Source organism: Paraburkholderia sp. BGA-UO-ETr-F21 (assembly GCF_059567925.1).
In genome coordinates, this window is the sequence record NZ_JCAQOY010000040.1 from 1,344,059 (window position 1) to 1,368,413 (window position 24,355).

A 24,355-nucleotide genomic window follows, 5' to 3' on the forward strand; every position below is an offset into this window, starting at 1 on the left:
AGGGTGCGGCGCGTGTTTCGCGTCAGAGGGTCAGAGGGGGGCGCGTTCGATCGGGCAGGTCATGCAATGGCCGCCGCCGCGTCCGCGGCCCAACTCGCCGCTCGGGATCGTGATGACTTCCACTCCCGCCTTGCGCAGGAGCGTGTTGGTGTACACATTGCGGTTGTAGGCGACGACGATGCCCGGCGCGAGCGCGATCACGTTGTTGCCGTCGTCCCATTGCTCGCGCTCGGATTCCCACGTGTCGCCGCCGGTGGCGACGGTGCGCAGCGTGCCGATGCCCAGCGCCTGCCCGACCACTTGCAGAAACGGTGCGCTTTCGGGGCGCACGTCGAGCTGGCCCGGCAGCTTGCCGGGGCGCAGACTCGTGCAACGGATGGCATCGACCACTTCTGGAAAGATCGTGACCAGATCGCGATCGCAGAAGGTGAATACGGTGTCGAGGTGCATCGCGCCGCGCGAGCGCGGCAGTTGTGCGGCGATCACCTGCTTGACCGATTCGCGAGCGAACAGCGCGCGTGCGAGTTGCGCGACACCTTGCGGCGAGGTCCGCTCGCCCATGCCGATCAGCACGAGGTCGCGCGACAGCGGCATGACATCGCCGCCCTCGAGCGTCGCGCCACCGTGCTCCGCCTCCGGGCCGCCCCACCAGATGCGCGTCCCGCTGCTGAAGAGCGGATGAAAGCGGTAAATCGCGGCGGCGAGCAGCGTTTCCTGTTGCCGCGCCGGCCAGTACATCGATCCGAGCACGAGGCCGTCGTTGATCCAGCAACTGCTGTCGCGCGTAAAGAGCGTGTTGGGTAGCGGCGGGAGAATAAATCCCGCGGGCGGCGTGCATTGCGCGAGCAACCCGTCTGCCTTGAACGGCAATTCCGCCCGAACGATTCCGCCGATCAGGCGAGTCGCCAGTTCACTCGACTCCATCTCCTGGAGCCACGGCCGCAGTTGTGCCGCCAGTTCCGCATCCACGGTGCCGGGCGCGAGCTTGTGTTCCAGGATCCAGTCGCGCGCCTCACGGCCTCGCAGGATGTCGGCCAGCAGATCGTGCATTTCGAGCACATCGACGCCGTGCTCCTGCATCGTGCTGACAAACGCGTAATGGTCGTTCTTCGCCTGCGATACCCACAGCACGTCGTCGAACAGCAAGTCGCGGCAATTGGCGGGTGTCAGGCGTGCCTGCGCAAGTCCCGGGCGGCAGACCATGACCTTGCGCAGCGTGCCTGTTTCGGAATAGACGCCGAATGTCATCGGGTTTTTCTCCTGAAGTCGCCGGATTACAAGCCGAGCGCGCCGGTGGACAGCAGCCATGCCGCCACGGCCGCCAGAACGAGCAGGCCCGCGAGGATCACCGCTTCGAACGGCTTGAACAGACGTGCGCTGCGTTCGCGCTTTGCCCAGCCGTACAGAAGCACGCCAGGCGCATAGAGCAGGGCGGAGAGCAGCAGATACTTGGGCCCGGCGGCGTAGAGCAGCCAGCAGCAATAAACGGTTGCGGCCGCACCGATCAGCATGTCGCGGGTTCGGGTGCCTTCCGCCGCCGCGTAGCCCTCGCCGCGTATGGCGATGCGAGTCGCGTAGACGGCGGAGAACAGGTACGGGATCAGGATCATCGAAGTCGCGAGCGAGATCAGCGCCAGATAAGTCGCGTTGGAGACGAGCGTGATGATGAGAAACAGTTGCACGAGTCCGTTCGTGACCCAGAGTGCATTGGCAGGGACGCCGTGACTGTTTTCGCGCGCCAGAAACTTCGGCATGACGCCGCCGCTCGCCGGCGTGAAGAGCGTTTCCGCCGCCAGCAGGGTCCACGCCAGTAACGCGCCGCCGACCGATACCAGCAGGCCGAGACTGATGAGCACCGCGCCCCAGGCGCCGACGGCCTTGTCGAGCACGCCGGCCATTGACGGATTCTTCATCGCGGCGAGTTCGCCCTGCGGGACGATCCCGAGCGACAGCAGGGAGACCGCCATCAGCAGGACCAGTACGACCGCGAAGCCGAGCAGGGTGGCGCGCCCGATATCCTCGCGCCGCTGCGCGCGGGCTGAGAACACGCTGGCGCCTTCGATGCCGATGAACACCCAGACGGTAATCAGCATGGTGCTTTTGACCTGCGTGAAGACGCTGCCGAGCTTCGCATTGCCCCAGAAGTCCTGCGCAATCACATGGCTTCTGAATGCAATGGCCGCAAGCACGATGAACAGCACGAGCGGAATCACCTTGGCAACGGTGGTGATCGCGTTGAGCACCGCCGCGCTGCGTACGCCGCGCAGGATCACCGCATGCATGATCCATAGCGCGATGGAGGCGCCCAGCACGGCCGCGGGCGTATTGCCCTCGCCGAAGACGGGGAAAAAGTAGCCGAGCGTGCCGAACACGATGACGAGATAGCCGACGTTGCCGATCCACGCGCTGACCCAGTAACCCCAAGCCGAATTGAAGCCGACGAAGTCGCCGGCACCGGCCCGCGCGTAAGCGTAGATGCCGTTGTCGAGTTCGGGCTTGCGGGTCGTGAGCGTCTGGTAGACGAAGGCGAGCATCAACATGCCGACGCCGGTGATCAGCCAGCCGATCAGGACAGCCGCGGCGCCCGCGCCGGAAGCCATGTTCTGCGGCAGGGAAAACACGCCGCTGCCGATCATCGAACCGATCACCAGCGCGGTGAGCAGGCCGAGCCGCAATGGTTTTGCCACGGCATTGCCACTCCGGCCGGCCGGGGCGGGAGTGGCGGGTGCCGCAAATGAATCTGCCAGGTTCTTCATGACGGACCTCACCGTTCTTCAGATAGCTGGATTAGGTCACTTCGTGAAGGCTTGGCCGTTGATCTGGATCAGTCCGCGCAAGGTCGCGCCTTAGCGGGGGCATGTCAGGCGATTGGGCGAACGGTTTGCGCGGGTTTGTTCGCGGCCTACGTATTTCTTGCTCTTATCTCTCAGACATTTGATGAAAGTCAGATTCGCGGCGCATTCCAGGAATATCTTTTGATTGGTCAATCACCGCCGCGCAAACCCGCAAATCCCGACCATGCCCACTCGTCCAGCAGCAGCGTTTTCAGCCAGCCCGTCGACTGCACGGGATGGCTGCATCGTTGCCGTGCGCGGCGCGATCGTCGATGTCCGGTTCGACGGTGATTCGCTTCCCGCCGTCGGCGATGCGCTCGTTGTCATGCCGGACGATCTCGCGCCGGTGCTCGCCGAGGTGCAGGCGCATCTGAGCGAAACCATGGTGCGCGCGCTGGCCTTGCAGACGACCGCCGGGTTGCGGCGCGGCACGCGCGTGCGAGCCAGCGGCGGCCCCATTGAAGCGCCGGTCGGCGAAGCCGTGCTGGGCAGGCTGCTCGACGTGACCGGCGCCACTCGCGACGACGGCCCGGCGCTTCCCGCGCAGATCGAGCGTCGTCCGATTCATCGCGCGGCGCCGCCGCTCGCGTCGCTGAAAGGCACCAGCACGCTGTTCTCGACCGGCATCAAGGTGATCGATCTGCTCGCGCCGCTCGCGCAGGGCGGCAAGGCGGCCATGTTCGGCGGCGCCGGTGTCGGCAAGACCGTGCTCGTGATGGAACTGATTCACGCGATGGTCGAGCGCTATGAAGGTATCTCGGTGTTTGCCGGCGTCGGCGAACGCTCGCGCGAAGGCCACGAGATGCTGCTCGACATGCGCACCTCCGGCGTGTTGCCGCGCACGGTGCTGGTGTACGGGCAGATGAACGAGCCGCCGGGGGCGCGCTGGCGCGTGCCCTTCACGGCATTGACGATTGCCGAATACTTCCGCGACGAACGCCGGCAGAACGTCCTGCTGCTCATGGATAACGTGTTTCGCTTCGTCCAGGCGGGCGCTGAAGTGTCGGGTCTGCTCGGGCGCATGCCCTCGAGAGTCGGCTATCAGCCCACGCTGGCCAGCGAAGTCGCGGGCTTGCAGGAGCGCATCGTGTCCGTGGGTGGTGTATCGGTGACGGCGATCGAGGCCGTGTACGTGCCGGCCGACGATTTCACCGACCCCGCCGTGACCGCGATTGCGGCACACCTCGACAGCATGGTCGTGCTGTCCCGCGCGATGGCCGCCGAAGGCATGTATCCCGCCGTCGATCCGATCGCGTCGTCGTCGATCCTGCTCGATCCGCTGGTGGTGGGCGAAGAGCATGCGGCGGTGGCAACCGAGGTGCGCAGAATCATCGAGCATTACCGCGAGTTGCAGGACGTGATCTCGTTGCTCGGCGTGGAAGAGCTGGGCGCCGAGGATCGCGCGCTGGTCGGCCGCGCCCGTCGCCTGCAACGCTTTCTGACCCAGCCGTTCGCGGTCACCGAGGCGTTTACGGGCGAAGCCGGCCGCTCGGTGGCGCTCGCCGACACGATTGCCGGTTGCAAGGCGATTCTCGCGGGCGAGTGCGATACATGGCAGGAGAGTTCGCTGTACATGATCGGTTCGCTCGACGAAGGGCGCAGCAGGGAAGAGGCCGCCGCGCACCGACCCGCCGCTGCGGAAAAGGAGCCCGTGGCATGAGCAACAGCGCATTGAAGCTGACCATCGCCACGCCGTCGCGGGTGTGGTTCGACGGCGTCGACGTCGTTTCGTTGCGCGCGGAAGACGCAAGCGGTTCGTTCGGTATCCGTATTGGTCATGCCGATTTCGTCACGCAACTGACCTCGTCGGTGGTTCGCTGGACGGGTGCCGACAACGTGTCGCACTACTGTGCGGTGAACGGCGGCGTGCTGCTGGTATTGGGCGGCGCCACCGTGTCCATCGCTTGCCGCGAAGCGATTCCGGGCGATTCGCTGGAAGGCCTCGAGGTGCTGGTGCGCAGCCGCCACGCCGACGAAGACGACGCGGCGCGCCGTGCCCGGGTCGACCAGTTGCGGCTGCATGCGCGCGCGGTGCGTCAGATGCTGCGCTACTTGCGGCCGCGGCCCGGAACCGACAGTGCCAACCCGGCCGGCTCGGGAGCGACACCGCAATGAGCACGCCACGGCACGACAAGCGCAATACCGATGCCGACAGGCTGGCCGGCGCGGCGCAACAGGCCGCGGAGCGCGCGGCGCGCGGGCGCGAAGAGCCGGAGCCGTCGCTCGGCAGCCGGCTCGGCCAGATCGGCATTCTTGGCTGGGCCATCGTCGTGCCGACTTTGCTCGGGCTCGCGTTGGGGCACTGGCTCGACCGCACATTCGGCACGCGGGTATTTTTCTCGGCGCCGCTTCTGATGTTAGGGGCGGCGCTCGGTTTCTGGTCCGCGTGGAAATGGATGCATCGTCAACAGGGAACACACCGTGAATAGCGCGCTGGCATGGCCGCTACCGCCGCTCGCCGCCCAACTCGTGATCGGACTCACGCTCGGCATGTTGGCCGGCGCGTGGCATTTCCTTTCGTTGCGCTGGAACTGGCCGTTGTTCGCAACGGGTAAAACGGTTGCGGCGCTCGCGCTGCAACTCGCGCGCATTGCGTTGACCTGTGCAGTGCTGCTGGTGCTCGCACGCATCGGTGCGCTCGCGCTGCTCGCCGGCATGGCAGGCGTGCTGCTCGCACGCAGGTTCGCGCTACGGCGCTACGGAGGCCTGTCATGACCGAATCACCGCTCACGATCGCACCGCTTCTGCGGATTGGACCCGTGCCGCTTACCTCGCCCGTGTTGATCACCTGGGCGATCATGGCCGTCGTCACGCTGGCGGCTGTCGTGCTGAGCCGAAGACTTTCGCTTGCGCCCGGCAAGACGCAAACCGCAGTCGAGCTGCTGGTCGAAACCATCGACCAGCAGATTCGCGACACCATGCAAACCGAGGCCGCAACCTATCGCGCGCTGATCGGCACGCTGTTCATCTTCGTGCTGGTTGCCAACTGGTGCGCGCTGCTGCCGGGCGTCACGCCGCCCACCGCGCACCTCGAAACGGATGCCGCGCTCGCGTTGATCGTGCTTGGCGCGACGGTCGTCTATGGCATTCGCAGCCGGGGTGCCACGGGCTATCTCGCGTCGTTCGCGGAACCGAGCTGGGTAATGATTCCGCTAAACGTCGTCGAGCAGATCACGCGGACGTTTTCACTCGTCGTGCGCCTGTTCGGCAACGTCATGAGCGGCGTGTTCGTGATCGGCATTCTGCTGTCGCTCGCCGGCCTGCTGGTGCCGATTCCGCTCATGGCGCTCGATCTGCTCACGGGCGCGGTGCAGGCCTACATTTTTGCTGTTCTCTCGATGGTTTTCATCGGTGCCGCGATCGGCGATCCGCACCATGTCAGTGTCAAAAAGGGCGAAGTCTCATGAATAACCTTATCGAAGTGGTCAGTATCGCCGCGGCAGCGCTTGCCGTTTCGTTTGGCGCGATCGGGCCGGCGCTCGCGGAAGGCCGCGCGGTCGCCGCGGCGATGGATGCGATCGCTCGGCAGCCGGATTCGGCGGGCACCGTATCGCGCACGCTGTTCGTCGGGCTGGCCATGATCGAGACGATGGCGATCTATTGCCTCGTGATCGCCTTGCTGCTGCTGTTCGCCAACCCGTTTGCGAAATAGGCGGGCCCCATGCGAATCGACTGGTGGACGCTTGCGCTCCAGACCGTCAATGCACTGGTGTTGATATGGCTGCTCGCGCGTTTTCTGTTCCGCCCGGTCGCCGGGATCATCGCCGAACGTCAGAAGGCGGCGCGCGCGCTGATCGCCGATGCCGAGGCGGCGAAGCTCGCGGCCATTCAGGAGCGCGACAAGGCGGCCCACGAAACGCAACAGCTGGCGGCAGCGCACGGCGAAGCGATGAAGGCGGTCGCCGTGGAGGCCGCGGCGCAAAAGCAGGCGCTTCTGAGCGCCGCGCAAGCCGACGCGGACGCCTTGCGCTCGGCGGCGAAAGGCGAGGCCGCAGGGGCGCGCGCCGAGCAGGACAAGCTCGCTTCCGAACGGGCCAGCCGGCTTGCCGTCGATATCGCGGCAAAGCTGCTCGACAGATTGCCCGAGAGCGTGCGCGTGAGCGGCTTTATCGACGGTCTCGCCGAGGGGGTCGCACAACTTCCGGAAACCGCCCGCGCGGCGCTTTGGGGCGACGGCGCGGTGCCGACACTCGCCGCGCCGCGTGTGTTGAGCGAGCAGGAACAGCAGCAGTGCCGCACGATGCTCGCAACCTGCCTGAAACGTGATGTGCCGGTCAACTTCGAAGTGGATCCGCATTTGATCGCCGGCCTCGAACTGCGCTCGCCGCATGCCGTGGTACGCAACAGCTTCGGCGCGGAACTCGTCCGGATCAAGGAGGCGCTGCTCGATGACAGTCATGCTTCCCGCTGAATCGAGCGACGACGCCTGGCTTGCGGCGCAGCGCGGGGCGCTGGCCCGCACGGCATGCGCGCCCTATGCCGATACGCTCGGCCGTGTCGAGCGGATCGGTGACGGGATCGCGTTTGTCTCGGGACTGGCCGATGCGGCGCTCGACGAACTGCTGCGATTCGAAAGCGGCGCGAGCGGCTTCGTGCACTCGCTGGAGGCCGATCTCATGAGCGTCGTGTTACTCGACGACGGCGCCACCGTCGAAGCCGGCGCGCGCGTGACGCGCACCGGCGCGGTGATCGAAGTGCCCGTGGGCGAAGGTTTGCTCGGTCGTGTGATCGATCCGCTTGGCCGGCCACTCGATCGCGACGAACCGGTGTCCGCGGCGAAGCGCATGCCGATCGAGCGGCCCGCGCCGGCGATCATCGATCGCGATCTGGTCAGCGAGCCTGTCGAAACCGGCGTGCTGATCGTCGACGCGCTCTTCGCGGTCGGACGCGGACAGCGGGAGCTGATCATAGGCGATCGTGCAACGGGCAAGACCGCGTTGGCGCTCGACGCCATCGTCAACCAGAAGCACTCGGACATGATCTGTGTCTACGTGGCGGTCGGCCAACGCTCGACAGCGGTGCAGCAAGTGATCGAATCCGTGCGGCGGTACGGCGCGCCCGAGCGCTGCGTGTTCGTGGTCGCGGCGGCGGCTTCGGCGGCCGGATTGCAATGGATCGCACCGTTTGCGGGCGTCACGATCGCCGAATACTTTCGCGACCGCGGACAGCATGCGCTGGTCGTGATCGACGACCTCACCAAACACGCGGCGACGCACCGGGAGTTGGCGCTGCTGACACGCGAGCCGCCAGGACGCGAGGCCTATCCCGGCGACATCTTCTACGTGCATGCGCGATTGCTCGAGCGCGCGGCGAAACTGTCGGCGGCGCTCGGCGGTGGGTCGTTGACGGCATTGCCGATTGCGGAAACCGACGCCGGCAACCTGTCTGCCTATATCCCGACCAATCTGATTTCGATCACGGACGGCCAGATCGTGCTGGACACCGCGCTGTTCGCCGCCAACCAGCGTCCGGCCGTCGATGTCGGGTTGAGCGTGAGCCGTGTCGGCGGCAAGGCGCAGCATCCCGCCTTGCGCGACGTGTCAGGCCGCTTGCGGCTCGATTACGCGCAGTTCCTGGAGCTAGAGATGTTCTCCCGCTTCGGCGGTCTGACGGATGCTCATGTGGCCGGCAAGATCGCACGCGGGGAGCGCATCCGGGCATTGATCGCGCAGCCACGCTTCAAGCCGCTGCGCACGCTCGATGAAATCGCGTTGCTGGCCGCGTTGTCCGAAGGCGTGTTCGACGGCGTGCCACCGGCCATCGCCGCCGAAGTGCGGAGCCAGCTCGCCGAACAATTGCCGGGCGGCAGCATGGCAGCCGGATGGGCGGATGCGCCGCTGGACGCCTCGACTCAAGCGGGGCTCGTCACGGCGGTTCGCGAACTGGTGCAGCGCCTGACGTTGCAAGCGACGCTGCAAACGCCAAACGGCGCCGCCCCGGCCGGGAGCGTGAAATGAGCGGCCGACTCGCGGAAATCGAAACGCGCACGGCGACCGCGCAACAACTGGACGCCGTGATCGGCGCAATGCGTGGCATCGCTGCGGCGCGTTCGCGTGAAGCGCAGCGGCGGCTGCCGGGTATCCGCTCTTCGGCCGCGACCGTGGGGGCTGCGATCGGCGCCGTCCTTGCTCATGGAAGAGCGGCGCAAGCCGCCCTGTCGGAGCCGGATCATGGCGCGCGGATCGTGATCGCGCTGTGTTCTGAACAGGGCTTCGTCGGCTCGTTCAACGAGCAGGTTCTGGACTATGTGCGGCCTCGTCTGGATAACGCGCGGTGTGAACTCCTGCTCGTCGGCACGCGCGGAGAGATGGCGGCGAACGAACGCCACCTTCCGGTCGCATGGAGCTCGCCGGCGGCGTCCCATGCCGATGACGTGCCGTCGCTGGCCAACCGTGTCACGGATGCGCTCTATGTGCGTCTTGGCGCTCGCGCGGTGGACCACGTCTCGATCATCCATGCGCTGCCTGGCGTCGCTGCTGCCAGCGAGATGGTCGAACACCGGTTGATTCCGTTCGATTTTTCGCGGTTTCCGGTGGCGGCGCGCGCCGTGCCACCGTTGCTCACCTTGCCGGTCGAACGTCTGCTGCCTGGGCTGGTCGAGGAATATGTGTTTGTCGAGATATGCGAAGCGTTGATGCTCTCGTTCGCCGCGGAAAACGAAGCGCGGGTGAGGGCGATGCTGGCCGCCCGCACCAATGTGAGAGACACGCTCGACGAACTGACGCAAAGCTATCGCCGGGTCCGTCAGGACGAAATCACCGCCGATATCGCGGAACTGGCGGCGACCGCCACGCAGCCGATCTAGCGGAGCGCCGGGTCGTCGTCCCGACGCCGCTCGTCTTTATCCAGGCGGCGCTCACCGTTATCCGGAGGCCAGAGTGACGCTCCCGGCTTGCAGCGCGATTGCTTGACGCAGGTCAGGCCGACAGAGCCATTCGCGTCGATCATCCATCTAATCTGCAGCGATGGACAGTATCAAGACGTCGAGCGGGGGTTCTGCAACGTCTACGAGGAGCCGGTCATGTATCAGAAGATTGTCGTGGCTCTGGATGGCAGCGAGTCGTCCAGATGGGCGCTGTATGAAGCGCTCGAATTTGCTCAGCTGACGCACGCGCGGCTTCACGCGGTGTACGTCGTCAATCCTTGGTGCGTGTCGCGCTACGCGGGCTATTTCAATGCCGAACAGCTTCGTAACGTGCTGCGCGAAGACGGTCGTCTCGCGCTCGACGAAGCGCGCCGGGCCATGGCCGAGCGCGGCGTGCCCGGCGACACCGAGATCGAGGAGACAGAGAATGCAGCGGACGATATCCCGCATTGCCTCGCCCGTTGCGTGCAGCGCCAGGGCGCCGGCCTGGTGGTGATGGGCACGCAAGGGCGGCACGGCATAGGAAGGTTGCTGCAGGGCAGCGTTGCGGAAACGTTCTTGCGGAGCGCTCACGTTCCGGTGCTGCTGGTCAGGACTCCACGCGATCAGGACGAGATACCGTCGGGGCTGTAAAAAGGACGCCGGCGGCCGGGCGTCAGCGGCCGTCGCCGCCACGCCCAAGCTCTCAATGCCACTAGTGCTGGATCGGACTGAAGCCGACTGTCTGCGCGAGAATCGGCAGTTCGTCTTCGTTGAGCGACAGCGCGTTCGCGAGCAGCTGCGCATTGATCCAGCCGCGGATCACGCAGGCCAGCCCCGCCGACGCACAATACAGCGAGACGTTCTGCGCGATCGCTCCGGCCGTCACGGCGGAAAACCGCTCGCGCTGCTGCGCGGGCATGTCCAGTAAGCGTGACGTGCGAACTACGTAGACGAGGTCGAGCGGCGCCTCACCGACGAAATCCTGGTAGCCGGTCTGCCCGCGCGCGTCGATGGCATGTTTGAGAACCAGTTGATGGTTCGGCGCGTCGTACCGGTACACGCCGTTTTGCAGTGCGGCGTAGATGTCGATTTCATTGAACGCGTGCGGTGAGGGCGCGGTGCGGCCGCCTGTTGCGGGCCGGTTGATGCCGTCGGCGGCCCAGAGCAACTCGCCCAGCACCGTGGGCGGCAATGCTGTCGGCGCGAACGACCGGCAACTCGCGCGCTGCGCGAAGGCGGTCATCAGCGGCACGCCGGTGTGCAATTCGGGCTTGGGCAGCGTAATGACAGCGGGAGTTTCGCCGGTGGCGAGCGGCGGCCGCAGGAGAGGCGCGGCCTGGTACGCAAGGAGTGGCATGTCGGTCATATCGGACTCCGTTGAATTGCGCCGAGGGTGGCCGTGGCACCGCCACGCTGCCCACGACAAGTGTCATTCCACGTTAGTCCGAAATCCCCGCTGCCGATTGATACAGATCAGGCGAAGCGGGTCCCTGCTTGCAGAGACGCTCGCGGGCAATAACGCCCATGCCTGTTGTGCAAAGACGCGACACGGATCGCGTCGATCCGGTCGAGTCCTGCTGCGTCGAGCAGCGCATCGCCATGCTGCGCTGGACGAACATGAACGCGATTCCGCGCAGTTCAATGGGCAGCGCGCGCCAGCATCGCGCACGCAAGCGCACGAGCGAATGCGTCATCACGGCATTTAAAGGCCGTGGGTCGTTTCGTCGATCGATTGCTCGCGCGTGGCGCTCGGTTGCGCCGATGCGCCGTCGAGGGCGTCCAGTTTGGCGAGCAGCGCTGACGCCCGCGCGCCTATCGGGCTCTGCGCGTCGGTTTGGGCCGCCGCGGACTCGATACGCGCTCGCCAGTAGGCCGGCTGGAAAACAAAGTGAGCGGAGCGCGGCGCTTCACACTGGAGTAGCCGCTCGAGTTGCCCGATCATCGAACCGATATGGGCAAGGTCTCGTTCATTGGAATCGATTCGAGCCATGTGCGTGACGGGCCCCATTTCGTGATGACAGGACGTGTTGCTATCCGGCGAGACAAGTCCATGACGGGGCCATGTGAATGCGCCGCAACGCGCGACTCAGTCCCACTGTATCGACCAGCATAGAGGTGCGCCCAGATGGTTTGATTGATCGCCGTCAAGGGCGCGTGACGTAGATCACGCGAAAACGCCTGTTTAATTCAATTTGCCGTGTGAGCTTGTGTGGACCGCACTTGTCTCCGCATGCTCACTGTGGTGTATAGAACGAGTGGTTTCCGCTCGCGACCGCTGTCCATTCCTGTGCATAGGCGGGCCGGAACTCCAATCTGCATTTGGCGCCGGTCGTCCGGGCGGCGGTGATAGTGGCTTGACGTGTATCAATGAGTGACCAGGCAGGGCGCAGAGAATCGGATATCGACGTCAGCTGGGCGAACGCACGCCCTCTTTGGGGACCCGATCATGAGCACAACGCACCTTGGCGGTCATGCCATTCACTCAATCCGACGCATCCTCGTGGCTGTGGACACTTCACCGGAGTCAGCGCGCACAGCGGCGTATGTGTGTCACCTGAAGCTGCCCGGCGCCCGGGTCCGCGTGGTGAGTGTCGCCGAGAATCCCCGCACCCTGTTGCCGCTCGGGTCGATGACGGATGGCGAACTGCAGCTTGCGCGCGCCGAACTTGCCCGCGACGCGGGTGACGCCGTGGCGCGCGCAAAAAGTATATTCGCGGATGCCGGCATCGATGTCGAGTCGGACGTCGTGGAAATTTCGCGGCAAGGCGGCTATACCGCGAACGCGTTGATCGACGCCGCGGCGCAATGGCAGGCGGATCTGCTCGTCGTGGGCGCGCGTCAGCATCACGGTATGTTGCGCTGGATCGAAGGTACGGTTTCCGAATTCGTCACCACCCAGGCACCCTGTTCGATTCTCGTTGTGCCGGCCAGTTACGAAACGGAGATCCAGTCGTCGCCGCGCCGGATCCTGTTCGCGCTGGATGGAAGCGCCGCGTCGCGCGACGCGTTGCATTTCGGGCTGCAGCTCGCCACACCCGAGGCCCGCCTTCGCGCCATCTATGTGATAGATCGCGCCGTCCGGCTAACCGATATCGTGCCGATCCGCATGCTCGAGGAGGCGTTCGTCGAAGAAGGAAAAGTGATTCTGGCCGCCGCAGCGAAGGACTTTGCCGAATTGCCGAATCAGGCCGAGACCGCGGCGCTCGAAACGGCCCCCGCACGTGACGACGTCGCGCACGCGATCATCCGCGACGCGCAACAGTGGAACGCGGACCTGGTCGTCGTCGGCACCCATGGGCGGCGCGGCGTCGCGCGCTGGTTTCTCGGCAGCGTGGCCGCGCGCACCGCGCGTCTCACCGGCACGCCTTTACTGCTGGCGCGACCGGGCCACGAAACGTGAAACGGGCGACGGACATCGGCTGAACATACTGCGCGCCGGTCGCGCCATGGGAGCGCGGGGAGTGGCCGAAACGCCGGCGCGAAACGCCGGCTGACACACCTCCGGGCGCTCACGAACCTGGGGATCTTTCCGACATGTCGATCTTTAACTCACACGCGCTGCGCACCGCCGTTGCATTCGGGTTTCTTGTCCTGAGTGCCGCCGTTGTCGGGCAATCACTGCCCGAGGCGGTCAGCCGTGACGGCGTTCTCTACATGACGGGCGGCATCGGCGAGGACGACGCGAAAGCCTTTCGCGCACTCGCGCCTCGCTACAGCCTGCGCATGATGTTTACCACGGCTGCGGGCAACTATCTCTCCGATGTGGATGTGACGATCGCAAGTGCGTCGGGGCGCGCTGTCCTCGACACCCGCACCGAAGGGCCGTTCCTGTTCGTCATGCTGCCGGCCGGACGCTATCGTATCGTCGCGCATGCCGGGAGCACGGAGATCGGCAAGACAGTCGACGTGCCGCGCCGCGGCGGGGCGGATCTGCACATCGTCTTGCAGGAACGCGCCACTGGCAATGCGCGGACCAGCTGTGCGCATTGCCATGCACCCATGCGCGGCCAGAGCGAACCGTAATCATGGCGACGCAGGGCGCGACATCCGACGTGCCGGCGTCCGCCGTGCCTGCGCGGCATGCGGCGGGTGGACTGACGCACGCGGAGGTCCTGGCATTGCAGGCGCGGCACGGCCGCAATGTGATCGCGCGGGGCAATCGCCATCTCTGGTGGAGCACCGTGCGCGATGCGTTCACCGAGCCGATGTTCCTGCTGCTGCTCAGCGCGAGCGGCCTGTATGGCCTGATCGGCGACATGACGGAGGCATCGACGCTGCTCGCCCTGGTCGTTGCCGTGCTGGTACTGACCATTGTCCAGAGCCATCGGACGGCGAGCGTGCTGGAAGCGCTGCGTGATCTGTCGGCGCCGCGAGCGCAGGTGTTGCGCGACGGCAAGCGGGAATTCGTATCGGCGGCGGAATTGGTGCCCGGCGATGTCGTCATTATCGAGGAAGGGGCGAAGGTGCCGGCCGACGGTGCGGTGACGGAAGCCCACGAACTGAGTGTCGACGAATCGCTGCTCACCGGCGAGTCCGTCGCCGTCGAGAAGTTTGCCGGTTCATCCGGCGAATCACCGGCAAACCCGTCGCGGAGCTGTCTGTTTTCAGGGTCGATGGTGGTGCGGGGTCAGGGCCGCATGTACGTCACGGCGACGGGCGCACAGACCGAGCTTGGCCGGCTCGGCGCGAGCCTTGCCGAAGTGAACGAGCCACCTTCACCCTTGCAGGTCGAGATGCGCGGCTTCGTCAGGCGGTTTGCGACGCTCGCGGTGATCATTTGCGTGCTGCTCGTCTTCGCCTATCGCTGGCGCATGGGCGGCTGGATACCGGGCCTGCTGGCCGGCATTACGCTCGCGATGGGCATCTTGCCCGAAGAGCTGCCGGTGATATTCACCGTCTTCATGGCGCTGGGCGCGCGCCGGATCGCGAGGGAGGGCGTGCTGACACGGCGTCTGAGTGCCATCCAGACGCTCGGGCAAACCTCGGTGCTATGCGTCGACAAGACGGGCACGCTGACCCAGAACCGCATGTCCGTGCGCGTGCTGTATGCACGCGGCGACGAGCTATGGCTGAAGGATGGCGCGGTCAAGATCGGCCCGCAGTTTCATGAACTGCTGGAGTACCTCGTGCTCGCGAGCGAAATCGAGCCGCTCGATCCCATGGAGCGCGCGTTCCACGAGACGGGCCGCTCCTGTCTGGCCGGCACGGACCGGCTGCATGAACAATGGTCGCTCGTGCAGGAATACGCATTGACGCCTGAACTGCCCGCCATGTCGCATGGATGGGAGAGCCCCGAACTCGATAATCGGCTGGTGGCGTGCAAGGGTGCGCCTGAGGCGATCTGTTCGCTGTGCCACCTCGAAGCCGGTGAGGCGCGAGTGCTGATGGAGCGCGCCACGCATATGGCGCAAAGCGGGTTGCGCGTGCTCGGCGTGGCGCGGGCGCGGCATAGCGGCGAAACGTGGCCCGATCAGCAGCACGACTTCGCGTTCTCGCTGGTGGGGCTCGTCGGACTGCTCGACCCGGTGCGCCCGGAGGTGGCAGGCGCGGTTGCGCAGTTGAAGGTCGCGGGCGTGCGGGTCGTGATGATTACCGGCGACTATCCGTCAACGGCGCGGGCGGTCGCGGCGGAAGTCGGCATCGACAGCGCCCGCGTCGTGAGCGGCGCCGACCTCGCGGGCATGGACGATGCCGCGCTGCAACGCGCGATCGTCGACGCAAGCGTGTTCGCACGAGTCAGGCCGGAGCAGAAGCTGAGGCTCATCGACGCGTTCAGGCATGCGGGCGAGGTCGTCGCGATGACGGGCGACGGCGTCAATGATGCGCCCGCGCTGAAAGCCGCGCATATCGGCATCGCGATGGGCACGCGGGGCGCGGAGGTTGCGCGCGAGGTGGCGTCGCTGGTGTTGCTGCGTGACGACCTGACGCCGATCGTGTCGGCCCTGCGGCTCGGCCGGCGCATCTACGAGAATCTGAAGATGGCGGTGGCGTACACGATCGCGGTTCATATTCCGATGATCGCCGCCGCGACCCTTCCCGTGGTGGCGGGTTGGCCGCTCATGCTAGCGCCGGTGCACATCGTGTTCCTCGAAATGATCATCACACCCGTTTGCTCGATTGTCTTTGAAAACGAACGGGAGAGCCGCTCGCTCATGCGTGATCCGCCGCGGCGAATCGGCGAGCGGCTCATGTCCAACCGCATCCTGGGGCTGAGCATTGCGCTCGGGTGCGTAGCCGCCATGATCGTCGTAGGCGTGTATGCGGCACTGCTCGGGCGCGGATTCGATCCGCTCGACGCTCGCACGGCCGGCTTCCTGCTGCTCGTGGCATGCAACGTCGGGCTGATGTTCGCCGTGCGCGCGCTGCCGCACCGGCCGTCGGCGCGCCGCGCACGACAGACGAACTTTTATGGGTGGGCCGTCGTGTTGCTTACGACGCTCGCTGCGGGCGTGTTGATGACCTGGCCGGCGCTTGCCCGGCTGTTCGCTCTGCGTCCTGTTCTCGCCGTGTGGCTGTGAGTCTGTCCATGCGGCGAAGCCATCACGGCAGGTTTGACCTCGATCAATCGCATCGTGCCGCAGCGCCATAGTCTGAGGAGGTGGCGCATTGCCGGTGGGGTGCAACCTATCTGCGGGAATGCTTGCCGCGTCGAATCAGTTCGCAGCCGCGCGCAATCGCGCTGCCAGGTCATGCCGGAGGAGAAATTCCATGAAGTCGGACAGTCAATTGAAGCAGGAAGTCGAGGACGAACTGATGAGCAGTCCGGCCGTCGACGCAAACGGGATAGGTGTTGCCGTGGTCGACCGCGTGGTCACGATCACCGGACACGTTCCAAACTATGCGGCGAAAGTCGCGGCCGAAAAATGCGCGATGAGAATCGCCGGTGTCGTCGCGGTGGTAGTCGGTATCGACGTGAAACTGCGCGAATCCGAGCGGCGTACCGACGAGGAGATCGCCTTGAGCGTGCGCGCGGCTCTGGACTGGATCGCCGGCCTCGAAGAGCATGCGATCAGGATCAAGGTGGAGAAAGGCTGGGTGACATTGAGCGGCGAAGTCGAGGACGGTTACCGCAGCCACATTGCCGAGAAAAATGTCGTCCATATGCGTGGTGTGACGGGCGTGACGAATGAGATCAGGATCCGTGGTTCGGCCTCTCCGCTCGACATTGAGTACAGCATCCGCAAAGCCATTCAACGCCATACCGATCGCGAGTTGAAGCATGTGGGCGTCGAAGTCGACGACGGCAAGGTGACCTTGTCGGGGCGTCTCAGCTCGGGCGTCGAACGCTCCATCGTGACGGGCGCCGCGCGCTCGACGCCGGGTGTGAAGGCTGTTGTCGACCGTCTGGTGGTCGGTTGACGAGGCAGACCGCTGCCGCCGCGCTCATGGCTGTCGTGACCGGTTGTCGAGCGCGGCGCGTGCTTCATGCCAACGGACGATGGCCGACCAGATATCCGCCGCCGTCTCGCAGAAAATGAATAGTGCGGTGTCCTGTGGCGCGATCATGCCTTCGCTGATCAGAAACTCGAAATTGATCGCGCGGCGCCAGAACGATTCGCCGACCAGCACGACGGGCAGCCGCCGGATCTTGTTCGTTTGCAACAGGGTCAGCACTTCGAACAACTCGTCACAGGTTCCAAAGCCGCCGGGAAAAAACACGGCGGCTTGCGCACGTTCCAGCAGGTGGAGCTTGCGAATGGCGAAATAGTGGAGCTTGAAGCAGAGTTCAGGTGTGAGGTAGGGATTGGGTTCCTGCTCACGCGGCAACGCGATATTCAAGCCGATGCTCGGCGCCTTGAGTTCGTACGCACCCCGATTCGCTGCTTCCATGATGCCGGGGCCGCCGCCGGTGACGACGGCGAGCGACGACAGCGCTCCCGTGCACCGCGCGCTGCCGACAATACGGCCGAATTCGCGCGCGATCCCGTAGTAGCGACTGCGCTTGAGCAGTTGCTTCGCGACTTGCAAGGCGCTCTCGCTCTCGGGGTCGCCGGGCCGGCTTTCGAGCGTCCGCCGCGCTTCCTCGACCCGGCGGCGGGCGGCGGCCGGCGCGATGATCCGTGTGCTGCCGTACACCACGATCGTGTGCTGTATCGCATGGCGCTGCAACGTCTCCTCAGTCTTCCAGTAGTCGAGTTGCAGACGGATGCCGCACATTTCCGGGCGCCGCAGAAAGGCGAGGTCTTCGTCCGCTTCCAGGTAGGTTGGGCTTTCGATCATATGGCGCACGCGCGCCGAACGTTCGGAAGGGGCGTCCGCGTGGAGCCGCCGCGCTCTTCGCACGGATTCGGCCACGGCGGGCGCGTCCCGACACTGTGCGCACGTGGGGTCCGCACGATGCTCGACCGCCGTGTCGAGCCGCGTCACCTCGTTTTTATGGATGCTTGTCATGTGCGCTCCCGCCCGCTTCGTTGCCGCAAAACTTTCATTGAAAGCCCGGCTGACCGATTTGCCCGGCGCTTTGCGCAACCCGCCGTAGCCGGTCCGTGTTGAAGCCCATCGCGGCTAGCCGGGCGAGCATGCCGGCGTAGGTGGCATCGTCCATCGCCGGCGCGCGTGCGAGTACCCACACCATGTTGCCGTCTGCCATGCAGCGAATCGTGTAGCGATAATCGGGGTCCACATACGCGGTGACGACCACCACTTCGAACGGCCAGATCAGTCCCACTCGCCATTTCGTGTTGCCGGTTCCGGGCATCACCTTCGCGACGAACTGGCTTCCCGTCGGCGGCTGATCGAAACCGTGACGCCGGCCGAGGTACTTGTCATCGATGCTTCCGTCGTCGCGCAAGGTCCACTCGTCATAACTGCCGACATAATCGGATTCGCTGAGAAACGGGGTGTCCGCGATCACGTACCAGCGGCCCATGTACCGCTGCAGATCGATTGGCGGTCCTGCCACGCAGGCGGACCGGGATGCTTGCGCTTGCGGCGTGACCGCCGGATCATGCGCGCACCCCGCAAGGAGCATGGCAAGCGAGGCGATGCACGCGATTGACTTGCGCATAGGGTTTATCCGATGGGTTAGCGATGAAGCAACCTTGCCCGGATCCCCGCACATGAGCGCCCGGCCTTCGTCAATGGACTGGACAGGCCGCTGAAGTTCACGATCTCGCGGCGAAGGCGCGGATGAATGCAGGCGAGGCCGAGGACGAGGAACGCGCCCGGCAGCATTAAAAGGCCAACGAGTACTGTGCTTCTCAACATATCGCCTCCGGACCCCGATTGGTTTCTCTATTGATCGAGCATACGGTTCGCGGCTCATGGCAGATTGACGTGTGTCAAGGCTGCGACGAGCCCCGCGAAAGTGACAGTAATACGCCCCAGGAGAGCGCCATGCGGGCCACAATGCGGACATGGGGGGCGCATTCACTGAACTCGCGGATCTGCTTTTTGACGACGCTCCATCCTCGTACGGTGACAAGGCATGAAACATTTCGATGTGTTCAATGGTGACGCCGACGGAATCTGCGCGCTGCATCAATTGCGATTGACGAAGCCGTTGAAGTCTTTGCTGATCACCGGCGTCAAACGCGACGTGGAACTGCTTGCCCGCGTTCCAGCCAGGTCCGGCATATCCGTGACCGTGCTGGACATCTCGCTGGACTCCAATCGGGCCGCGTTGCTCGAATTGCTTCGACAGGGCGCCGAAGTGGAGTACTTCGATCATCACTTTTGCGGAGCCATTCCTGAGCATCCCAACCTGAAGGCACACATCGACACCGCGCCCGACACGTGTACGAGCCTGCTCGTGGATCGCCATGTGGGCGGGCGACAGCGGTTGTGGGCTATCGTGGGCGCTTACGGCGACAACCTCCTGCACGCGGCGCGCACGCTTGCCGCGAGTTGTACGCTCGAGCCCGCGCAACTCGACCAGTTGCGTGAACTGGGCGAGTCGATCAACTACAACGCCTACGGAGAGAGTGAGGCGGATTTGCTGATCCCGCCTGTCAGGCTTTACGAACTTTTGCGCCCGTATGCCGATCCATTCGACTTTCTGGCGAACGAGCCGATCGCGCGGACGCTCTGTGAATCGCTACGCCGGGACATGGCACTGGCGCTGAGTTTGCCGCCCGATACCGCGTTAGCGGGCGGAACCATCTATGTGCTGCCTAATGAACCGTGGGCACAACGAGTGCGCGGCGCTTTCGGCAATTTTCTGGCGACGAGCTCTCCTGATCGTGCTCATGCCGTGCTGAGCCAGAGCGTTCAGGGGGAATACGTCGTCAGCGTGCGCGCGCCGCTGGCGAATCCTTATGGTGCCGTCGAACTGTGCAGGCAATTCACAGGTGGAGGAGGGCGCGAAGCTGCGGCGGGTATCGGCCGGCTTCCGCATGACCGGCTGAGGGAATTTGCCGTCGCGTTTGGACGAGCGTTCGCTGATGCGTCTCAGGCTCAGACACTTTCTGCTCAGGCGGTGCGGCCAGCCACGAAGTGATGCCGCGTGCATTACTGCATGTCCTGAGATGGACGGGCGAGGAGCGTGCGTACTTCAGCGTCGTTGGTCTGCTCGAACTCCTGATAGAACTGGCCAACGCCGCCGAAATGACGCGCGCGATGGAGACAGACGAATTCATCGGCGAGGGCGGCGAGCCGCCCGGCCGTGCTTTCCGGTGCGACCGGTACGGCAACCACGATTCGAGCCGGCTTGCCGCTGCGCAACGCCGCAATGGCGACACGTACCGATGAGCCGGTCGCGACGCCGTCGTCGACAATGATCACTGTCCGCCCCTCGAGATTCAGAGGTGGACCCTGTCCGCGATAGAGCGCTTCTCGCCGTGCCAGCTCGCGGCGTTCATCATTGAGTACGGTGACGACTTCCGACTGGCTGACGCCTGCCATCCGGATCGTCTGCTCGTCGAGATAAAGCGCGCCGCCCGAGGCGATCGCGCCCATGGCCATTTCCGGATCTTGCGGCACACCCAGCTTGCGCACGATCAGCACGTCGAGCGGGACGGCCAGCGCACGCGCGACCTCGTAGCCGACCGGCACGCCGCCACGCGGCAATGCCAGTACGATTACATCGGCGCGCCCTGCGTAGTCGCCCAGTCGCTGCGCGAGCATACGCCCTGCGCCGGCGCGATCGCGGAACGGCGGCTCTGTCTCTATCCGGTTCCAGATCATGGCATCACCGCTTCGATCCACAATCGGCCCATCTTGCGAGGATAGATTGTCATGTCTCGTCTCCCTCCGAATACGCGATACTGCGGCGCTCGTCGCTTACCTGATCGATATCTCGCGATAGAGCCGCTCGATTTCCCCGCGCTCACAGAGCGTCGTGCCCGCACCGAGTAAAGTCGCCGATGCCGCAGCCATGCCGTAGCGAAACGCTTCATCGATACCCGCATTTCGATTCAGCGCCCAGATCAGCGCGCCGACAAAGCTGTCACCGGCGCCGATTGAACTGGTCACTTTCATCGGCAGTCCCGCCGCCCGCAAGCACCGCTCGGCGGTGACCACCAACGCGCCTCGCTCTCCGAGTGTCAGCGCGACGATCCGGGCGCGACCGGCGCGCACGATCTCCTGCGCGGCGTCGATCCAATCAGGTTCTTCGCGTAGTGGCCGGCCCGTGAGATCCCGCAACTCGTTCAGACTCGGCTTGACGAGCCAGACGCCTGCGTCGAGCGCCGCGGTCAGTGCCGGGCCCGACGTGTCGAGCACGACCCGCGTGTCCTGTGCCGACGCGAGGTTCGCGAAGCGCGCGTAAATGTCGTCCGGCGCACCGGGAGGCAGGCTGCCGCTCAGCACCAGATAGCGCGGCGGCGCGCTCAGTGCGCGGACCTCGTTGATGCAGCGCTGCCATTCGAGCGCGGCGAGCGTCGGCCCCGGCAACACGAAGCGGTATTCCAGACCGGTGGATTGCTCGTGGACGGAGAAATTCTCGCGCGTTTCCCCGGCGATCTCGATGCACACGCCGGTGAACGCTTCGGCGTCCAGCAGACGTCTTAGCATCTGGCCGGTTGCGCCGCCCGCGAGATAGAAGGCCGAGCAGTCTCCGCCAAGACGCTGGATGACGCGGGCGACGTTGATCCCGCCGCCGCCCGGATCACGCCGCGCGGCGCTGCATCTGAGCTTGCGAGTATCGACCACCCGTTCGATCGATGTCGCGACATCGACGGCGGGGTTGAGTGTGATCGTCACGATGTCCGGCATGGTCGGCCAGTCTCCTTCGATTCGGCGCAGCGAGCGGCTAGGCCGCCGAAATCACCGGTACCGCCGATGCTTCCGATGCCGCCAACGCGGCCTGCTCGGCGGCGGCAACGCGTTGCTTGACCGCGATGAAGCTATCGGGGCTCACCGACATCGAATCAATGCCGCATTCGACGAGAAACCCGGCGAACTCGGGATGGTCGCTCGGCGCCTGGCCGCACAGACCGATATGCACGCCCGCCTTGTGCGCCTCGGCCACGACACGCTCGATCATCCATCTGACGGCGTCATCCTGTTCGTCGAACAGTTCGGCGAGTTCGACGGAGTCCCGGTCCACGCCCAGGGTCAACTGCGTCAGATCGTTGCTGCCTATGGAGAAGCCATCGAAGCGTTGCGCGAAAGCCTTGGCCAGAATCACGTTGGACGGTATCTCGCACATCACATACACCTGGAGATCTGCTTCCCCGCGTTTCAGCCCGTTTTCCGCCATGACTTCGAGCACGCGGTCGGCTTCTTTCGTCGAGCGGCAGAACGGAATCATGACAACCACGTTGTCAAAGCCCATTTCGTTGCGCAGGCGGCGAATAGCCTGGCACTCCAGCGCAAAACCTTCGCGGTAGCGCGCCGAGTAGTAGCGCGACGCGCCTCGGAAACCGAGCATCGGGTTTTCTTCCTTCGGCTCGAACTCGGAGCCGCCGATCAGGTTGGCGTACTCGTTCGTTTTGAAGTCACTCATGCGAACAATCACGGGGTGCGGGTATTGAACGGCGGCAATCCGGCCCAGACCCCGCGCGAGCCGGTCCACGAAATACTCGGTTCGGGGTTCATAGCCGGCGGTCAGTTCGGCGATGGTCTTTTTTGCGTCCTCGTCTTTTAACGTGTCATAGCGGACAAGGGCCATTGGATGAATCTTGATATGGTTGCTGACCACGAATTCCATGCGCGCCAACCCGACGCCGTCGGCGGGGATTCGCCACCAGCGGAACGCGGCAGCCGGATTGGCGAGGTTCAGCATGATCCTCGTGCGCGTTGCGGGGATGTTGTCGAAATTGATTTCCTCGACCTCATAGTCGGCGGTGCCTTCGTACACGAATCCTTCGCGGCCTTCGGCGCATGAAACGGTGACGTTCTGCTCATCGTGCAGCACATGGGTCGCATTGCTCGCACCGACGATAGCCGGAAGACCGAGTTCCCGGCTCACGATCGCGGCGTGCGAGGTACGCCCGCCGAAATCGGTGACGATCGCGGCAGCACGTCTCATGAGAGGCACCCAGTCGGGGTCCGTCGTTCGTGTGACGAGAATCGATCCGTCGACGAAGCGGTCCGCTTCGCGCGGACTGTCGATCACGCAGACCGCTCCGGCTGCCACCGCTTCGCCGATGCTCACGCCGGATACGAGCTTGCGGCCCGCCTTCCTGACGTGATAAGTCTTGACGGCACTGGCCTCCCTGCGCGACTCGACAGTTTCCGGCCGGGCCTGAACGATGAAGATTTCGTCGGTACTGCCGTCTTTGGCCCATTCGATATCCATCGGCTGGCCGTAATGCTTTTCGATCGTGCACGCCCAGCGCGCCAGGGTGAGAATTTCCTCGTCGTTCAGTACGAACGCTGCGCGCTCCGCCTTCGAGGTCGGCACGTTTTTGGTGGGCCGCTCGCTCTCGTTCGTGTAGATCATCTTGAGGCCCTTGCCGCCGCGTTTCTTTTCGATGATGGGCGACAGTTTGGGGTCGGACAGAAGCGGTTTGAACACTTCATACTCGTCGGGATCGACCGTGCCTTGCACGACATTTTCGCCGAGGCCCCAGGCCGCGTTGATCAGGACAATCTTCTCGAATCCGGTTTCGGTGTCGATGGAGAACATCACGCCAGCTCCACCCTGGTCGGAGCGCACCATGCGTTGTACGCCGACCGAGAGAGCAACCTTCAGGTGGTCGAATCCTTTCGCCTGCCGATAGCTGATCGCGCGGTCCGTGAAGAGCGATGCATAGCAGCGTCTGCAGGCTTCCAGCAACGCGCGCTCGCCCCTCACGTTCAGAAACGTTTCCTGCTGTCCGGCGAAGCTGGCGTCCGGCAAATCCTCGGCGGTCGCGCTCGAACGCACGGCTACGTCCATCTCGGTCGATCCGGCGCGGCGGTTCAGTTCCGCGTAGCCGCGGCGGATGGCTTGAGCCGTGTCATCGGGCCATTCACCGCGCAGGATGGCCCGGCGGATAGTCTGCCCGGCTTCGGCCAAAGGGATCTTGCCGTCAGCCAGTTCCGCAAGCACGGACGACAGCATGTTCGTCAGGCCATTCGCTTCGATGAAGTGCCGGTACGCGTCGGCTGTCACGGCAAAGCCTGGTGGCACTTTAATGCCGCGCGCCCCGAGATTGGCCACCATTTCACCGAGCGAAGCATTCTTTCCGCCGACGCGAGGCACATCGGTGCGCCGCAGTTCCTCGAACCAGACAACGTGCTGATCGTCCATGTGCTACTCCTTTGCGGCGGCCAGATACCGATATGCCGGCAGACGTGAACCAACCGT

The 24,355-nt window shown here is 64.8% G+C and carries 25 protein-coding genes; 15 read left to right on the forward strand and 10 right to left on the reverse strand.

Annotated elements, in window-relative coordinates; genetic code table 11:
* Positions 1 to 30 precede the first annotated feature (30 nt).
* Positions 31 to 1,248 (reverse strand): arginine deiminase, encoded by a 1,218-nt coding sequence (locus AC57B1_RS38455; RefSeq protein ID WP_496420265.1) that lies wholly within the window; start codon positions 1,246 to 1,248, stop codon positions 31 to 33.
* Positions 1,249 to 1,274: 26 nt separating this feature from the next.
* Positions 1,275 to 2,756 carry an arginine-ornithine antiporter gene (arcD, locus tag AC57B1_RS38460; RefSeq protein WP_496420266.1) on the reverse strand — a complete coding sequence of 494 codons (1,482 nt, stop codon included), beginning with the start codon at positions 2,754 to 2,756 and terminating at the stop codon, positions 1,275 to 1,277.
* Positions 2,757 to 3,018: 262 nt separating this feature from the next.
* Here arcD and atpD point away from each other — a divergent pair, with 262 nt between their 5' ends.
* The 10 genes from atpD (at position 3,019) to AC57B1_RS38510 (ending at position 10,332) form a co-directional block, all read left to right on the forward strand.
* On the forward strand, positions 3,019 to 4,494 hold the full coding sequence (atpD, locus tag AC57B1_RS38465) for a F0F1 ATP synthase subunit beta (RefSeq protein ID WP_496420267.1): 1,476 nt from the start codon (positions 3,019 to 3,021) through the stop codon (positions 4,492 to 4,494).
* Positions 4,491 to 4,949, forward strand: a complete 459-nt coding sequence (locus tag AC57B1_RS38470) for a F0F1 ATP synthase subunit epsilon (protein ID WP_408185758.1) — start codon at positions 4,491 to 4,493, stop codon at positions 4,947 to 4,949. The genes atpD and AC57B1_RS38470 overlap by 4 nt, the downstream gene beginning before the upstream one ends.
* Positions 4,946 to 5,263: an AtpZ/AtpI family protein gene (locus tag AC57B1_RS38475; protein WP_408354567.1), complete on the forward strand. Its 318-nt coding sequence runs from the start codon at positions 4,946 to 4,948 to the stop codon at positions 5,261 to 5,263. The genes AC57B1_RS38470 and AC57B1_RS38475 overlap by 4 nt, the downstream gene beginning before the upstream one ends.
* Entirely contained in the window at positions 5,256 to 5,549 is a 294-nt protein-coding gene (locus AC57B1_RS38480) for an N-ATPase subunit AtpR (protein ID WP_408354570.1), read from the forward strand. The genes AC57B1_RS38475 and AC57B1_RS38480 overlap by 8 nt, the downstream gene beginning before the upstream one ends.
* Positions 5,546 to 6,241: a F0F1 ATP synthase subunit A gene (locus AC57B1_RS38485; protein WP_496420268.1), complete on the forward strand. Its 696-nt coding sequence runs from the start codon at positions 5,546 to 5,548 to the stop codon at positions 6,239 to 6,241. The genes AC57B1_RS38480 and AC57B1_RS38485 overlap by 4 nt, the downstream gene beginning before the upstream one ends.
* Positions 6,238 to 6,486, forward strand: coding sequence for a F0F1 ATP synthase subunit C (locus AC57B1_RS38490; RefSeq protein ID WP_091793534.1), 249 nt, complete (start codon positions 6,238 to 6,240; stop codon positions 6,484 to 6,486). The genes AC57B1_RS38485 and AC57B1_RS38490 overlap by 4 nt, the downstream gene beginning before the upstream one ends.
* 9 nt (positions 6,487 to 6,495) lie before the next feature.
* On the forward strand, positions 6,496 to 7,245 hold the full coding sequence (locus AC57B1_RS38495) for a F0F1 ATP synthase subunit B (protein WP_496420269.1): 750 nt from the start codon (positions 6,496 to 6,498) through the stop codon (positions 7,243 to 7,245).
* The gene (locus tag AC57B1_RS38500) at positions 7,223 to 8,791 is read left to right on the forward strand and encodes a F0F1 ATP synthase subunit alpha (RefSeq protein ID WP_496420270.1); all 1,569 of its coding nucleotides are present in this window, start codon (positions 7,223 to 7,225) and stop codon (positions 8,789 to 8,791) included. The genes AC57B1_RS38495 and AC57B1_RS38500 overlap by 23 nt, the downstream gene beginning before the upstream one ends.
* The gene (locus tag AC57B1_RS38505; protein WP_091793541.1) at positions 8,788 to 9,639 is read left to right on the forward strand and encodes a F0F1 ATP synthase subunit gamma; all 852 of its coding nucleotides are present in this window, start codon (positions 8,788 to 8,790) and stop codon (positions 9,637 to 9,639) included. The genes AC57B1_RS38500 and AC57B1_RS38505 overlap by 4 nt, the downstream gene beginning before the upstream one ends.
* Before the next feature lie 216 nt (positions 9,640 to 9,855).
* Complete coding sequence (locus AC57B1_RS38510) at positions 9,856 to 10,332, forward strand: universal stress protein (protein ID WP_408354579.1); 477 nt, start codon at positions 9,856 to 9,858, stop codon at positions 10,330 to 10,332.
* A gap of 61 nt (positions 10,333 to 10,393) precedes the next feature.
* On the opposite strand, the gene AC57B1_RS38515 is transcribed toward AC57B1_RS38510, so the two are convergent.
* The 3 genes from AC57B1_RS38515 to AC57B1_RS38525 all read right to left on the reverse strand — a co-directional run bounded on the left by AC57B1_RS38515 (position 10,394) and on the right by AC57B1_RS38525 (position 11,671).
* The gene (locus AC57B1_RS38515) at positions 10,394 to 11,047 is read right to left on the reverse strand and encodes a nitroreductase family protein (protein ID WP_408185764.1); all 654 of its coding nucleotides are present in this window, start codon (positions 11,045 to 11,047) and stop codon (positions 10,394 to 10,396) included.
* A gap of 73 nt (positions 11,048 to 11,120) precedes the next feature.
* On the reverse strand, positions 11,121 to 11,375 hold the full coding sequence (locus AC57B1_RS38520) for a hypothetical protein (RefSeq protein WP_408354582.1): 255 nt from the start codon (positions 11,373 to 11,375) through the stop codon (positions 11,121 to 11,123).
* Positions 11,376 to 11,383: 8 nt separating this feature from the next.
* Positions 11,384 to 11,671 (reverse strand): hypothetical protein, encoded by a 288-nt coding sequence (locus AC57B1_RS38525; protein WP_496420271.1) that lies wholly within the window; start codon positions 11,669 to 11,671, stop codon positions 11,384 to 11,386.
* 456 nt (positions 11,672 to 12,127) lie between these two features.
* Between AC57B1_RS38525 and AC57B1_RS38530 the strand changes: the two genes are divergently transcribed.
* The 4 genes from AC57B1_RS38530 to AC57B1_RS38545 all read left to right on the forward strand — a co-directional run bounded on the left by AC57B1_RS38530 (position 12,128) and on the right by AC57B1_RS38545 (position 17,040).
* Positions 12,128 to 13,081, forward strand: a complete 954-nt coding sequence (locus tag AC57B1_RS38530; RefSeq protein ID WP_408354588.1) for a universal stress protein — start codon at positions 12,128 to 12,130, stop codon at positions 13,079 to 13,081.
* A 134-nt stretch (positions 13,082 to 13,215) separates the two neighbouring features.
* Complete coding sequence (locus AC57B1_RS38535; RefSeq protein ID WP_496420272.1) at positions 13,216 to 13,704, forward strand: carboxypeptidase regulatory-like domain-containing protein; 489 nt, start codon at positions 13,216 to 13,218, stop codon at positions 13,702 to 13,704.
* A gap of 2 nt (positions 13,705 to 13,706) precedes the next feature.
* A complete protein-coding gene (locus AC57B1_RS38540; RefSeq protein ID WP_496420273.1) occupies positions 13,707 to 16,199 on the forward strand; it encodes a cation-translocating P-type ATPase in 2,493 nt (830 codons plus the stop codon).
* Positions 16,200 to 16,389: 190 nt separating this feature from the next.
* Positions 16,390 to 17,040, forward strand: coding sequence for a BON domain-containing protein (locus AC57B1_RS38545; RefSeq protein WP_408354596.1), 651 nt, complete (start codon positions 16,390 to 16,392; stop codon positions 17,038 to 17,040).
* Positions 17,041 to 17,064: 24 nt separating this feature from the next.
* On the opposite strand, the gene AC57B1_RS38550 is transcribed toward AC57B1_RS38545, so the two are convergent.
* The gene (locus AC57B1_RS38550; RefSeq protein WP_496420274.1) at positions 17,065 to 18,072 is read right to left on the reverse strand and encodes an LOG family protein; all 1,008 of its coding nucleotides are present in this window, start codon (positions 18,070 to 18,072) and stop codon (positions 17,065 to 17,067) included.
* 34 nt (positions 18,073 to 18,106) lie between these two features.
* On the reverse strand, positions 18,107 to 18,688 hold the full coding sequence (locus tag AC57B1_RS38555; RefSeq protein ID WP_496420275.1) for a lipocalin family protein: 582 nt from the start codon (positions 18,686 to 18,688) through the stop codon (positions 18,107 to 18,109).
* A gap of 420 nt (positions 18,689 to 19,108) precedes the next feature.
* Between AC57B1_RS38555 and AC57B1_RS38560 the strand changes: the two genes are divergently transcribed.
* Positions 19,109 to 20,119: an acetyltransferase gene (locus AC57B1_RS38560; protein WP_496420276.1), complete on the forward strand. Its 1,011-nt coding sequence runs from the start codon at positions 19,109 to 19,111 to the stop codon at positions 20,117 to 20,119.
* Positions 20,120 to 20,130: 11 nt separating this feature from the next.
* Here AC57B1_RS38560 and AC57B1_RS38565 read toward each other — a convergent pair whose 3' ends face one another.
* The 3 genes from AC57B1_RS38565 to ppsA all read right to left on the reverse strand — a co-directional run bounded on the left by AC57B1_RS38565 (position 20,131) and on the right by ppsA (position 24,298).
* Positions 20,131 to 20,805, reverse strand: coding sequence for a phosphoribosyltransferase (locus AC57B1_RS38565; protein WP_496420277.1), 675 nt, complete (start codon positions 20,803 to 20,805; stop codon positions 20,131 to 20,133).
* Positions 20,806 to 20,901: 96 nt separating this feature from the next.
* Positions 20,902 to 21,834, reverse strand: coding sequence for a 1-phosphofructokinase family hexose kinase (locus tag AC57B1_RS38570; protein WP_496420278.1), 933 nt, complete (start codon positions 21,832 to 21,834; stop codon positions 20,902 to 20,904).
* A 37-nt stretch (positions 21,835 to 21,871) separates the two neighbouring features.
* Positions 21,872 to 24,298 carry a phosphoenolpyruvate synthase gene (gene ppsA, locus AC57B1_RS38575; protein WP_408185774.1) on the reverse strand — a complete coding sequence of 809 codons (2,427 nt, stop codon included), beginning with the start codon at positions 24,296 to 24,298 and terminating at the stop codon, positions 21,872 to 21,874.
* Positions 24,299 to 24,355 lie beyond the last annotated feature (57 nt).

Coding starts and splice junctions, on each gene's coding strand:
- AC57B1_RS38455 (WP_496420265.1), bottom strand. CDS start 1,248: ATGACATTCGGCGTCTATTCCGAAACAGGCACGCTGCGCAAGGTCATG.
- arcD (WP_496420266.1), bottom strand. CDS start 2,756: ATGAAGAACCTGGCAGATTCATTTGCGGCACCCGCCACTCCCGCCCCG.
- AC57B1_RS38500 (WP_496420270.1), top strand. CDS start 7,223: ATGACAGTCATGCTTCCCGCTGAATCGAGCGACGACGCCTGGCTTGCG.
- AC57B1_RS38510 (WP_408354579.1), top strand. CDS start 9,856: ATGTATCAGAAGATTGTCGTGGCTCTGGATGGCAGCGAGTCGTCCAGA.
- AC57B1_RS38550 (WP_496420274.1), bottom strand. CDS start 18,072: ATGACAAGCATCCATAAAAACGAGGTGACGCGGCTCGACACGGCGGTC.
- AC57B1_RS38560 (WP_496420276.1), top strand. CDS start 19,109: ATGAAACATTTCGATGTGTTCAATGGTGACGCCGACGGAATCTGCGCG.
- AC57B1_RS38545 (WP_408354596.1), top strand. CDS start 16,390: ATGAAGTCGGACAGTCAATTGAAGCAGGAAGTCGAGGACGAACTGATG.
- AC57B1_RS38530 (WP_408354588.1), top strand. CDS start 12,128: ATGAGCACAACGCACCTTGGCGGTCATGCCATTCACTCAATCCGACGC.
- AC57B1_RS38525 (WP_496420271.1), bottom strand. CDS start 11,671: ATGGCTCGAATCGATTCCAATGAACGAGACCTTGCCCATATCGGTTCG.
- AC57B1_RS38535 (WP_496420272.1), top strand. CDS start 13,216: ATGTCGATCTTTAACTCACACGCGCTGCGCACCGCCGTTGCATTCGGG.
- AC57B1_RS38570 (WP_496420278.1), bottom strand. CDS start 21,834: ATGCCGGACATCGTGACGATCACACTCAACCCCGCCGTCGATGTCGCG.
- AC57B1_RS38520 (WP_408354582.1), bottom strand. CDS start 11,375: ATGACGCATTCGCTCGTGCGCTTGCGTGCGCGATGCTGGCGCGCGCTG.
- AC57B1_RS38475 (WP_408354567.1), top strand. CDS start 4,946: ATGAGCACGCCACGGCACGACAAGCGCAATACCGATGCCGACAGGCTG.
- ppsA (WP_408185774.1), bottom strand. CDS start 24,298: ATGGACGATCAGCACGTTGTCTGGTTCGAGGAACTGCGGCGCACCGAT.
- AC57B1_RS38470 (WP_408185758.1), top strand. CDS start 4,491: ATGAGCAACAGCGCATTGAAGCTGACCATCGCCACGCCGTCGCGGGTG.
- atpD (WP_496420267.1), top strand. CDS start 3,019: ATGCCCACTCGTCCAGCAGCAGCGTTTTCAGCCAGCCCGTCGACTGCA.
- AC57B1_RS38555 (WP_496420275.1), bottom strand. CDS start 18,688: ATGCGCAAGTCAATCGCGTGCATCGCCTCGCTTGCCATGCTCCTTGCG.
- AC57B1_RS38515 (WP_408185764.1), bottom strand. CDS start 11,047: ATGACCGACATGCCACTCCTTGCGTACCAGGCCGCGCCTCTCCTGCGG.
- AC57B1_RS38505 (WP_091793541.1), top strand. CDS start 8,788: ATGAGCGGCCGACTCGCGGAAATCGAAACGCGCACGGCGACCGCGCAA.
- AC57B1_RS38490 (WP_091793534.1), top strand. CDS start 6,238: ATGAATAACCTTATCGAAGTGGTCAGTATCGCCGCGGCAGCGCTTGCC.
- AC57B1_RS38485 (WP_496420268.1), top strand. CDS start 5,546: ATGACCGAATCACCGCTCACGATCGCACCGCTTCTGCGGATTGGACCC.
- AC57B1_RS38540 (WP_496420273.1), top strand. CDS start 13,707: ATGGCGACGCAGGGCGCGACATCCGACGTGCCGGCGTCCGCCGTGCCT.
- AC57B1_RS38495 (WP_496420269.1), top strand. CDS start 6,496: ATGCGAATCGACTGGTGGACGCTTGCGCTCCAGACCGTCAATGCACTG.
- AC57B1_RS38565 (WP_496420277.1), bottom strand. CDS start 20,805: ATGATCTGGAACCGGATAGAGACAGAGCCGCCGTTCCGCGATCGCGCC.